Source organism: Runella sp. SP2 (assembly GCF_003711225.1).
Taxonomy (GTDB): domain Bacteria; phylum Bacteroidota; class Bacteroidia; order Cytophagales; family Spirosomataceae; genus Runella.
On record NZ_CP031030.1, the window covers coordinates 4,272,767 to 4,284,828 of the forward strand.

10 protein-coding genes are annotated in these 12,062 nt (G+C 45.3%); 7 read left to right on the forward strand and 3 right to left on the reverse strand.

Annotated features, from left to right (window positions below; all coding sequences use genetic code 11):
- Positions 1-11 precede the first annotated feature (11 nt).
- The 6 genes from DTQ70_RS17015 to DTQ70_RS17040 all read left to right on the forward strand — a co-directional run bounded on the left by DTQ70_RS17015 (position 12) and on the right by DTQ70_RS17040 (position 5,737).
- On the forward strand, positions 12-1,349 hold the full coding sequence (locus DTQ70_RS17015) for an amidohydrolase (protein WP_122931918.1): 1,338 nt from the start codon (positions 12-14) through the stop codon (positions 1,347-1,349).
- A 29-nt stretch (positions 1,350-1,378) separates the two neighbouring features.
- Positions 1,379-1,987 (forward strand): Crp/Fnr family transcriptional regulator, encoded by a 609-nt coding sequence (locus DTQ70_RS17020; RefSeq protein WP_229599958.1) that lies wholly within the window; start codon positions 1,379-1,381, stop codon positions 1,985-1,987.
- Between the two features lie 71 nt (positions 1,988-2,058).
- Positions 2,059-2,385 (forward strand): multidrug efflux SMR transporter, encoded by a 327-nt coding sequence (locus DTQ70_RS17025; protein ID WP_122931919.1) that lies wholly within the window; start codon positions 2,059-2,061, stop codon positions 2,383-2,385.
- A 418-nt stretch (positions 2,386-2,803) separates the two neighbouring features.
- Positions 2,804-3,964: a DegT/DnrJ/EryC1/StrS aminotransferase family protein gene (locus DTQ70_RS17030; RefSeq protein WP_122931920.1), complete on the forward strand. Its 1,161-nt coding sequence runs from the start codon at positions 2,804-2,806 to the stop codon at positions 3,962-3,964.
- A 78-nt stretch (positions 3,965-4,042) separates the two neighbouring features.
- Positions 4,043-4,948, forward strand: coding sequence for a glycosyltransferase family 2 protein (locus DTQ70_RS17035; protein ID WP_122931921.1), 906 nt, complete (start codon positions 4,043-4,045; stop codon positions 4,946-4,948).
- A gap of 6 nt (positions 4,949-4,954) precedes the next feature.
- Positions 4,955-5,737, forward strand: coding sequence for a bifunctional 2-polyprenyl-6-hydroxyphenol methylase/3-demethylubiquinol 3-O-methyltransferase UbiG (locus tag DTQ70_RS17040; protein ID WP_122931922.1), 783 nt, complete (start codon positions 4,955-4,957; stop codon positions 5,735-5,737).
- Here the strand turns inward: DTQ70_RS17040 and ytxJ are convergent.
- A complete protein-coding gene (gene ytxJ / locus DTQ70_RS17045) occupies positions 5,732-6,073 on the reverse strand; it encodes a bacillithiol system redox-active protein YtxJ (RefSeq protein WP_122931923.1) in 342 nt (113 codons plus the stop codon). The genes DTQ70_RS17040 and ytxJ overlap by 6 nt on opposite strands.
- A 63-nt stretch (positions 6,074-6,136) precedes the next feature.
- On the opposite strand from ytxJ, the gene DTQ70_RS17050 reads away from it, so the two are divergent.
- A complete protein-coding gene (locus DTQ70_RS17050) occupies positions 6,137-7,456 on the forward strand; it encodes a 3-deoxy-D-manno-octulosonic acid transferase (RefSeq protein ID WP_122931924.1) in 1,320 nt (439 codons plus the stop codon).
- 65 nt (positions 7,457-7,521) lie between these two features.
- Here DTQ70_RS17050 and DTQ70_RS17055 read toward each other — a convergent pair whose 3' ends face one another.
- Complete coding sequence (locus tag DTQ70_RS17055) at positions 7,522-10,161, reverse strand: DUF5686 and carboxypeptidase regulatory-like domain-containing protein (RefSeq protein ID WP_122931925.1); 2,640 nt, start codon at positions 10,159-10,161, stop codon at positions 7,522-7,524.
- 28 nt (positions 10,162-10,189) lie between these two features.
- Entirely contained in the window at positions 10,190-11,998 is a 1,809-nt protein-coding gene (gene uvrC, locus DTQ70_RS17060) for an excinuclease ABC subunit UvrC (RefSeq protein WP_122931926.1), read from the reverse strand.
- Positions 11,999-12,062: the final 64 nt, after the last annotated feature.

The window sequence follows — 12,062 nt, forward strand, 5'->3', positions numbered from 1 at the left end:
CAACTTACCACATGAACCAATCCACCCTTTCCCGCAAAGCTTTTCTTCAACACTCCGTCGTAGGTTTGTCTGGGTTTTCATTGGCACCTAGTACTTCGCTGCTCTCTCCCGACAAAGAAATTGCGTGGGGGACTTCCACGGGCAATGCCAACAAATATACCCTAAAAAACGTACGGCTTGAGACGGGGTTTGACTACGAAGGCGAGGAGGTAATTGGCACAAAGACGGGCTTGTTTTCGGTAGAAATTACGAATGGAAAAATCACTACCATTAGCTCCCAAAAACCACCCGCTGACGCCATCGATGCGAAGGGTCTTTTGATGCTGCCTTCCTTTAAAGATATGCACATCCATTTGGACAAAACGTTCTACAGCGATAAGTGGCAAGCTACCAAAAGACGAACCAACGGCGTGAAAGGCATGATTGCGCTTGAGCAACAGATTTTGCCCGAAATGCTCAAAAATTCAACCCAAAAAGCCGAAAAACTCATCGAATTGCTGCAATCGCGCGGAACGGGGTTTGCCCGTAGCCACGTCAACATCGAGCCTACTTCTAAGCTCCAATCGCTGAAAAACCTGCAAACAGCCCTGCGTAACAAAAAAGACGTTTTTGGCGCTGAATTGGTGGCATTTCCTCAGCATGGCGTGTTTTATACCGACTCAGCCCCATACATGAAAGAAGCCGCTCAAACGGACATTGATTTCATCGGGGGCGTTGACCCGTTTACCCTAGACGGCGCCATCGAAAAAACCATGGATTTTACCATCCAATTGGCCTTAGACCACCACAAAGGCATAGACATTCACTTGCACGAATCAGGAGAATCTGGGCTCAAAACCATCGAGTATCTGATGGCAAAGGTCAACGAAAACCCTGTATTAAAAGGCAAAACCTTTGTAAGCCACGCTTTTGCTTTGGCCAAACTCGACAAAGGAAAACAAGAAGAAATGGCCGAAAAACTTGCGGCCGCCCGCATCGGAATTTTATCCACCATTCCGTTTGGCACCACCATCATGCCCATTCCTACGTTGCTGAAGTACGGGGTCAACGTCATGACGGGCAACGACAGCATTGTAGATCATTGGAATACGTTCGGAACAGGAAGCGTGTTACAAAAAGCCAACCTCGCCGCTCAGCTTTACGGGTATGCTACGGAATTTGGGTTATCGAGAATCTTGAAATTGGCCACCGCAGGGCCTTTGCCGCTTACCGACAAAGGCGAACAGCAGTGGCCCAAGGCAGGCGACGACGCCAATGTGGTATTGGTAGATGCGAGCTGTTCGGCCGAAGCAGTTTCCCGCATCTCTCCCATTAAGTCGTTGATATACCAAGGGAAGGTTGTTTACTAAGCAATGGAATGTACTGACCATTAATGACGATGAACATACAAGGCAAAATGGACGACACATCGGCAAGTCAGCCTGATTTACTAGACCCACTACTTGATAAAATATACTTGCTTCCAGCGCCGTCGAGACTTTCGCTCAAAAAGTATATTCGCGAAGTAAGTTATCCCAAAGGGCACATTTTGTTGCGAGCCGACAAAGTCGAAACTGATATTTATTTTATCAAAAAGGGAATTGTCCGCGCTTATGCACAGACCCCCGATAACGAAATTACGTTTTGGTTTGGACAAGAGGGCGACACGATTATTTCAATGAAAAGCTACGTCGAAAACCAGAAAGGTTATGAAGACGTCGAGTTGTTGGATAATTGTGACCTATATCAACTCAAAATACACGACCTTCAACAACTTTTCGGCCAAGACATTCACCTTGCCAATTGGGGTAGGAAATTTGCCGAACAAGAGCTTATCAAAACAGAAGAACGGCTCATTTCTCGACAGTTCCGAACAGCAAGCCAACGCTACAACGAGCTTTTGCAAACAAACCCCGCCCTCCTTCAGCGCGTTCAGTTAGGACATATCGCTTCTTATTTAGGTATAACTCAAGTGAGCCTGAGTAGAATCAGAGCCACCATCAAATAAGCCTCATTTTTTATCATTTGTAAAATTTTGTCTTAGCCTAATTTCAGACCTTTGCTCAAAATAAAAAAGGGATGAATTGGATTATTTTGACCATCGCAGGCTTGTTTGAAGTAGTATTTGCGTTCTGTTTGGGGAAAGCAAAAATAAGCACAGGAAACGAAATGTATCTGTGGTACGCTGGCTTTTTGGTCGCCCTTTGTACCAGTATGGGGCTTCTACTGAAAGCAACTCAAACACTACCTCTCGGGACTGCTTATGCCGTCTGGACGGGCATTGGTGCAGTCGGGACTGTTTTGATTGGTATTATTGTGTTTAAAGAACCCATCACTTTTTGGCGACTCTTATTTCTCATTACTTTAATTGGTTCTATCATCGGACTAAAAGCGGTATCACATTAAGTTTTTGAAGAAAAAGGGCTTTTATCTCCTACTTTAAAATTAAAAAGTCGCTATAAAGTGGTTAAAAAGTACTTAAAATAGCCCAAAACTCATTAAAAATCACCATTTTTCCAGCGTAAAACTGCGCACTGCCGTTCAATAACTCACTGTAAATCAATTCACTGCGATAGTCATCAAAAATAATTTTGATTTCTCTTGTTTTCTTCTATATTGTATATTGCGCTATCGCTATTTATTGTATATTTGTCTCGACAATACGGTTTTATATCTAAACAAATAAGGCTTTCGGATATTCAGGAATCTTTATTGAACGATTGTAATCTATGTTGTCTCTCTAACAAAAGAAGTGCTTAACCTACACTTCTTTCCACAGCCCAATTTTGAGAAAAAACGAGTACTATTATCTATCAAACTTTGTATGATTCTTGACAAGATTCTGGAGAAACCCATGAATGAGTATCCTGTTATGGATACGAGGGAGGGTATTGTACTGTTCTACCCTAACATTCCTGCCAAAGCCGCTTCTAACATCACAGAAGTCCTTCAATCACGTTGGATTGGCCAAGGCCCTAAAGTGGACGAATTTGAACACCGCTTCGAGTTAAAATTTACGTACCCCAACAAATGCTTGGCAGTTGGCTCTGGAACAGATGCGCTTCACTTGGCGTATTTGTTGGCCGATTTGCAACCAGGCGATGAAGTCATTGCCCCCGTATTTACTTGTACGGCCACCAACATCCCATTCCTTTACATGGGAGTCAACATTGTGTTTGCCGATGTGGATGACAACCTCAACATCGACGTAAAACACGTGGAGCAACTCATTACGCCCAAAACAAAGGCAATTGTCTGCGTTCATTACGGTGGTCTTCCATGCGACATGGACGAACTGTGGGCACTCGGAAAGAAGCACAATCTCTTCATTATCGAAGACGCGGCGCACGCCGTGGGTGCCAAATACAAAGGGCGCTACATCGGTAGCGAAAGCGACTTTACGATGTTTTCGTTCCAAGCCATCAAACACATTACAACGGGCGACGGCGGCATGTTGGTAGTGAAAGACCCAACCTTGGTCGAAAAAGCAAAACGACTGCGTTGGTTTGGCATTGACCGCACCAGCAAGCAAAAAGGAATTTGGGAAAATGACATTGTAGAAGTAGGTTACAAATACCAAATGACCGACATTGCGGCCAGCTTGGGCTTGGCAGGTTTGGAAGAATTTGACGAACATTTGGCGCACCGTCAGCGGCTTTACCGCTTGTACTGCGAGCTGCTCAAAGATATTCCAGGCATTCGGGTGATTGGGAGCGAATACACGGATCGTGAACATGCTGCATGGCTACTCACAGCCGAAGTAGATCACCGCGAAGACCTCATGCGTCACCTCCGCGAACACGGTATCGAGTCGGGACAAGTGCATTATCGCAACGATAAATATTCGATTTTTGGAGGCCGTACTCCAGGGCAATTCCCCAAAATGGATGCCATCGAAGAGCGCTATCTCGTACTTCCATTACACGCCCGCGTGACCGAAGACGACATTCGATACATTGCGTACGTTCTTCAAAAAGGTTGGTAAATTTAATTTGACGGAGCTTTTGAAGGAGGCAATCAATGCCCCCTAGAAAGCTCCGTTTTTCATTCTCAAAGTACTTTCATGGAGTTTACGCACACAAAAATTACCCTCTCCTATTCTCCCGTCTTTTCGATTCTCATCCCTTCGTGGAACAACCTCGACTACCTCAGGTGCCTTGTCAATAGCCTCCGAAAAAATAGCCGCTATCAGCATCAAATCATCGTTCATGTCAATGAAGGAAAAGATGGTACCGAAGAATGGGTAAAAGCACAGGGCGATATTAGCTATACCAAAAGTAGTCAAAACTCAGGGGTTTGTTACGGCTTCAACGCTGCTTCTCACTTGGCCATGGCCGATTATTTGGTGTTTATCGACGACGACATGTATGTTTGTCCCGATTGGGATTTTTATTTGTTGGAAGAAATAAAACTGCAAAAAAACGATAAGTGGTGCATCAGCGGAACTATGATTGAAGGTTTTGACAACGGCAATGCCTGTGTTATTACCAACAAAAACTACGGAAAACACCCTTCAGAGTTTGACGAAGCCACCTTTTTGTCGGAATACGCCAGCTTTCCCAAAGACGACTGGAATGGCAGTCAATGGTACCCGATGGTATTACCAACGTTTGTGTATCGGGCCGTAGGTGGGTTGAGCATTGAGTTTTTTCCTGGCATGTACAGCGACCCCGACTTTATGATAAAACTCTGGCATTATGGGGTTCGGTATTACAAGGGAATTGGCAAAAGTAGGGTATATCATTTTGCCAGCCGAAGCACCGCGCGGGTAAAACGCAACGACGGTCGAACACAATTTATCCTAAAATGGGGACTGAGTAGCAATACTTTTTTCAAAAATTACCTTAAAATTGGGGCAAAATTTTTGGGAGTCCTTCCAGAACCCGAAGAAAATACCACGTTACGGTTCAAAAAACAAATTGATCGCTGGAAGGTAAAACTCAAAAGCCGCCCCGTGGATATATCCTAACACCCTATGTCAACTTTAAAAGAACAAATCAAGCTGGTTCCGCATTCCAAAGGCAATGCACTGACGTTTATCCACCAATACCTTGCCCAAAATGACGTTCGGCAAAAAACCGTGATTGACGTCTCAGCGGGATCGGGCTACGTGGCTAATCTTTGGCACAAAGCAGGGGCTACCGTTCGTGCCTTTGACATGCACCCCGACATCCTCCGAAGTGATGCGTTGACTTGTTCTCCCATTGATTTGACCAAGCCTTTGCCGATTGCGTCAAACTCCGCCGACTATGTGCTTTTGATGGAAACGATTGAGCATATTCCTGACCAGACCTCGCTCCTGAAAGAACTGGCTAGAATCCTCAAACCGAACGGCTTACTGATTATCACCAAACCCAACAACAGCAGCATGAGCGGCCGAATGGCCAATGTGTGGGTAGAAGCCGAACGGAGCGACATGTTTTTATCGAACGAAGCAGAGGTGATAGGTTACGACGACCAACACCTCTACAACGGTCGGGTGTATCTCTGCAACGTTCAGCGCCTGCGAACGATGGCGAGTTTGGCAGGATTAAAGTACCGAGCTGTTTACCCCAACCAACTGAGTGTAAGCTCTTTGATTTGGTTTTTGTTTTTTGGTGCGTACCTCTACCTGCGTTCGTTTTTGACTTTGAACAAAATGGCAAAACACGCGCACAATGACCGAGAAAAGGACGTTTTACGCGAACAACACCGGCTCAATATTCATCCGACGGTGCTTCTTCATAAGCACTTGTGTATTACTTTTAGTAAACTATGAGGCGACTTGTTCTTTGATAGCGTCAAACGTCACATCGTAGTGCGAGGCGTCGAAAACACTTTCTCCGTTGCGAATCAGTATGGCTTGGGGTGACTCATGCCATACGTCGAATTCTTCGGCAATTTTATTGGAAATGGGTCGGTACGCTATCAAATCGAGATAATAAGGCTTGAGATTACCAACTTCTTGTTCGTTCCAATCTCTTTCCAACCGACGTAGTGTAGTGGCACTAATTGAACAACGGGTACTGTGTTTAAAAAGTAAAACAGGATGTTGGTGGGATTCTTCCTTGATTTCTTCTAATTGAGCGACGTCAGTGAGTCGATTCCAGTTCATTTAATTTGACACGTAAGAGGTTGATTGAATACTTTTACTGGTCTAACGTAACTTATTCAAAAATTGTTCGCATTTTTCTACACCATTGGCCTACATCTTTTGGTCTTTCTAGCCAACATCGTCGCGCTTTTCCATCCCAAAACGCGCAAATGGGTGGAGGGGCAGAGGGTGAAGGGCAAAGGGCAAGGGGCAAAGGCCGGGCCGTCGCAAGGAGAAGGGGCTTTGTCATTCCGAGGTGCGACGCCCGTGCGGGAATCTAAAGTTTTCTGGGTTCATGCGGCGTCATTGGGGGAGTTTGAACAAGGGCGGCCTGTCATCGAAGCCATTCGTACCGAATACCCTCATGCGCATATTGTGTTGAGTTTTTTCTCGCCGTCGGGCTACGAAATCCGCAAAGATTACAACCAAGTCGATGAAGTTTGTTATTTACCCGTCGATACTCCTCGAAACGTTAAGCGTTTTTTGGATAACGTCCAACCCGACGTGGCGTTGTTTATCAAATACGAATTTTGGTATAACTACCTTCACGAACTCAAAAAAAGACAAATTCCAACTTTTCTATTTTCCGCAATTTTTCGCCCCAACCAACTGTTTTTCAAACCCTACGGAGGTTTTTACCGACGAATGTTGTTTTGTTTCAACGAGATTTTGGTACAAAATGAAGCCTCCAAACAATTACTCAACTCGGTAGGCTATTCTTCCGCGACCGTTGCAGGTGACACCCGCCTCGACCGCGTTGTGCAAATTGCCAAACAAGCCAAAAGTTATCCTGAAATTGAAGCATTTAAAGGCACTAATCCACTTTTGATCATTGGCTCGGCGTGGCCCGACGACATGGAGGTATTAATTCCGTTTTTGAACCAATGGGAAGCTCCGCTCAAGGTCATCATTGCCCCTCACGAAATCAATACCGAACAAATCCAACAATGGCAAAAAGCACTCAAGAAACATAGTGAGCGGTTTACGGTTTACGGTTTACGGTTTGGAGTTGATGGAACTCCACTTGACATTCTGCATTCTCCCCTCGACATTCTTTTCCTAGATACGATTGGTATGTTGGCTTCGCTATTTCGGTATGCCGATTTTGCTTACGTCGGTGGGGCATTTAAAGATGGACTGCACAATACGATGGAGCCTGCGGTGTATGCAATGCCGATTTTTTTTGGGCAGCCCTATTATCAGAAATTCCAAGAAGCGCTGGATTTGTTACAGTTGGGCGGTGCTACTACGATTGCCACTACCCAAGAATTTACGACGGCTTTTACTGAAGTATATCAAAACCTCAAAATCCGCCAGCAAAAGGCGGGTATTTGCTACGATTATGTACAAAAAAATGCGGGTGCTACGGCCAAAGTGATGGCCTCTATACGCAGCGCGTTTTAACTTCCCCCACCTTCCCGAAAGTTTAAAACTTCCGGGAAGGTTTTAAACTTTCGGGAAGGTGGGTTTTAATTACCAAACTTAAACGTTGTCCCCACCCGAAATGCCGTGTGGTCGTACTTGAAATTATTAAAGACCGCAATCGCTTCTACCCTAAAAAACGGAAACCCTGGAATAAGGCCATCCAACGCATAACCCACTTCGGTGTAATGCTTGGCCATCGGAGTTAGTAAATAATGTACCATCAAGTTCTCTTTTAGGCCCGCCAAGCGCACAAAAGGTAAGCGAGTAAGCAAAAAACGACGGTAAACGTTGGTAACGTGTGCTTCCAAATAGCGTTCCGACGTGCTATATTCATAGAAAGGCAACGACCGAAATCGGGTATAGCTATCGCCGTACAAAATGAACGTGCGATTTCCCATAAAGTGCTTATAATCCATCAAATACACCGAACGACGATTAAGAAACGCCCCCGCCGAAACGGCATAATGCAGCTCGCTTTTAATCCCCGTTTCCAGGTCTTGACGAATATCAAACTCCACCCGATCATAATCAACGGCACTGTTTCCAATCGTCGGGATTCCTTTGGCATAACGCAACGTCAGCGACGGATTGTTGTTTTCGAGGTAGCGTTTTCGGCCGTTGTAAAGGCGGTATTTTTGGCCAGGCTTCCACGTCAGGGCCACGTCTAACGTGAGGGCATTGTGCGGTGCAAAGGTGTAGTAAGAATCGGCTTCAAGGGCATTAAGTCGGTGGCTATGTTCGCGGTTATAAGGCGCGTTGGGCGTAAAAGCGTATTGATTCCAACGAATCCACGGGCGCTGGTTTTCCAGGTTTTCTAAGGCATAACGACGACCAAATTCAATCCCTCCCGAAATGCTCAACACATCGGCTAGGCGCGCATAATTAAATGCCAATCGGCCAAATTCCTTTTCGTATATTTTCATGTAATTGTTTTCAAACAACAACGTCGCTGAGGTATTGATGGAAGGAGAAATAGGATTTGCTGAATTAAACTGCGCCACGTACCGCCCGCCCGTCAATGAAATGCCGCGACGGCGTCCCTGCCAACCCGTACTTAGTGTCCCCAACAACTCCCGCCGACCAATGGCATAACGCCCCAATGGTTTGATGTAAAAAGTGTTTGCTTGCTTGAGGCGTCGAATAAAATTTAAGCTACTTTCTAACACGTAGCCCTCCACAGTATTATAGCTAAAATTCTGCGTTCGCAGCGGACCTTCGTATTCCAATCGCCACTGTTTCGACAACTTAAAGGTGCGCCCCGATAACAATGCCATCAAATCGAAATTGGTTGAATCCTTTTTTGCTTTGGTACTATCAGCCTTTATTTTAGCCACTTTCACCACCCGTACACTATCCGAATGACGATAGCTTTTGGTTTCAAGTTCGGTGAGCGGAATAGTGCGAATTTCGTTCCAAAAAGCATCATTACGTTTATTGGCCATGGAATCAATGACAATGGAGTCGCTACGAACCACATTTACATCTTCTTTTTGGGCTTTGCGCTCGTTGCGGTCTTGTTTTTCATACTCTTTTAGCATTTTTCTGAGTTGCTTGCCCGACACCTCTTTTTGCTGCGCCGCCAATTCATTCAGTTTTTTAGTACGAAGGTCTTTTTTAGAAATATCGCTCGATGGCTTTTCGATTTTTTCGTCCAACACCACCACATTTTCTACAAAAGCAGGATTGATTTTCAGGTTTTTGTACGTCAACGAAATAGCGTGATTAAACTCCCCCGAAAACCCCAACAACGACCCTGCAAATCGAATGCGGCTCGTAGTAGGCAACCATACGCCTTGCAACGGATTATACACTTGTTTCATTTGAAAATCAAGACCTTCGGCCGTTGTTTCTAGGTCGAGGCTATGAATCGCCCAGGTATTTTCGATGATATAAATTTGTCCTCGAAAGACTCCTTCGCCGTACGATTTCGGGATCACTTTGATTTTATTAACTTCCAAATCACCCTCCCGAAACGAGCCTTGGTATTCAAACTTATAGTACGTCAATGCCTTAGGCGACAAGGGTGAAACTGCATCTCCGACCGTTGCGTTATAGAAACTTGCCATGATAAACGCGTTGGGACTTACGGCATCCTGATTGAGGCTGTTTCGGGTCGAAATCACGCGTTGTTGGTAATTATTAGGCTGCTTAAAAGTCAGGTCGCTCACGCTTTCATTCACAATTGGCCGTCCTTCTACAATCCCCTCTTTTTTAAGCGAACTTTCGGCATAAAACGGAATATTAGTCGCCACCCCCGACGACTTGATGTACACCCGAGCGCTGTATGATTGTACTTGAAGGGCATGGAAACGCGCTTTAGCGATTGCTCTCCGCATGATGGTGTAGGCAGGGTCTTCGCTCTTTGAGCCAACTTTTACTTCATTTATCGTCAAAGCTTGTTCCTCCATCACGACGTTGAGCGTGATGGTCTCATTGGCTACTTCGATGGATTTGGTCAGCGCTTTAAAACCCAAATACTGAAACACCACCTCGTATTTGCCAGGCGCAAGCGACAACTCATAGCGCCCTTCGGCGTTGGCGATGGTACCCGTGCTAGTTCCTTTAATGGCAAGCGTAGCGTAAGGCAAGGGTTCACCTTTGGAGGTTTTGACCGTTCCTTTGATACCCGAAGCCAAAGCCGTCAGGTTGGCTATCACTAAAAAGAGGGAAACTATTATTCGCATAGATGTGGCTGTTATAAAAACGGTTGGATTACTCTCCTTGTTGTTGAGCAAAATATTCTTTGATTTTTTGAGCTTTGTCTTTACCAACAAATGCTGCAATTTTCTCAGCATCTGCCTCGCGTATGGCTTTCACACTTTTAAACTCTTTGAGCAAATTGGCGGCCGTTTTCTTACCAATACCGTCCACATTTTCAAGCTCGCTCACAATGGCATTTCGGCTACGTTTATCGCGGTGGTAGGTGATAGCAAAGCGGTGCGCTTCGTCGCGAATCTGCTGAATTAGGCGCAGTGATTCCGATTTTTTGTCGATATACAACGGTAGCGTATCCTCGGGAAAATAGATTTCCTCCAAGCGCTTGGCAATGCCCACAATCGGCACTTTTCCGTACAGCCCCACGGCTTTCAAAGCATCGCAAGCAGCGCTCAACTGCCCTTTTCCACCGTCGATTACAATCAAATCGGGCAATGGCGAATTTTCTTCCAACAGACGCGTATAGCGGCGGGTCACGACCTCATACATACTGGCAAAATCGTTGGGGCCCACCACCGTTTTAATCGAAAAATGTCGGTAATCTTTTTTGGAAGCCCGCCCTTCTTTAAAACACACCATTGCAGAAACAGGGTTTGTGCCCTGAATGTTTGAGTTATCGAAGCACTCAATGTGGCGCGGTAATGTTTTGAGCTGGAGGTCGGCCTTGAGCTTAATCAGTACGCGGTCGCGGCGGTTGGTAGTAGCACTTGCTTCGATGAGTTGGCGTTCTGCTTTTTCTTTGCGGAAATAATGCACGTTTTTCAACGCCATTTCCAGCAAACTGCGCTTGTCTCCAATTTTTGGAATGGTAATTTCAGCTTTAAAATCGGTGGTAATCTCAATGTTCGTGATGATTTCTTTGGCCTCACTTTCGTAAGTCGTGCGCATCTCAAAGAGTACCAAGGCCAAAATTTCTTCGTCGGTCTCCTCCAGTTTTTTCTTTACCTCCAACGTCTGAGCTGCCATGATGTAGCCATTCACGATTTTGAGGTAATTGACATAAGCCGCCTCTTCGTCGGAAGCAATAACGATGACGTCCACATTGCCAATTTTAGGATTGACGACCGTCGATTTTGTCTGAAAATTTTGGAGTAATTCCAATTTTATTTTCCACTCGTGCGCTTTCTCAAACTCCAATTTTTCGGCCGCTTGCACCATATTTTGCTTAAAATACTGCTGCGGAATACTCATTTGTCCCTTGAGAATCTGTTGAATTTGCGCCACTTCCTGCTCATACTCTTCCAGCGGCTGCAAGCCCACGCACGGCCCTTTGCAGCGTTTGAGGTGGTATTCCATGCACACTTTGTACTTATCCGCCTTTATATGTTCGGGCGACAAGTTGAGGTTGCAAGTGCGCAGCGAATACAATTCTCGAAACATGTCCAACAGATTATACATGGCCCGTGGATTGGCAAAAGGGCCAAAGTAAGTCCCCGTTTTTTTATCAACGCGGCGGGTGGATTCTACGCGTGGAAAAGGCTCATTGAATATCTTAATAAACGGATACGTTTTGTCGTCGCGCAGGAGGATATTGAAACGCGGCTGATACCGTTTAATAAGTTGATTTTCGAGCAACAGCGCATCAAATTCAGTATGTACAATGGTAAATTCAATCCGACGAATCTGACTCACCAAACGACGCGTCTTGCGGTCGGCGTGGTTTTTAACAAAATAACTACTGACCCGATTTTTAAGGCTTTTGGCTTTGCCGACGTAAATAATTTCCCCCTCTTCACTAAAATAACGGTACACCCCAGGTTCGGCGGGGATTTTGGCTAACTCAGCTTTATAGTCAAAAACAGACATAGTGGTTACAGGCATTGGATGTTTACCCAACGCAAAGTTCGCCAAAGTTTAGGGCAATCAAAAA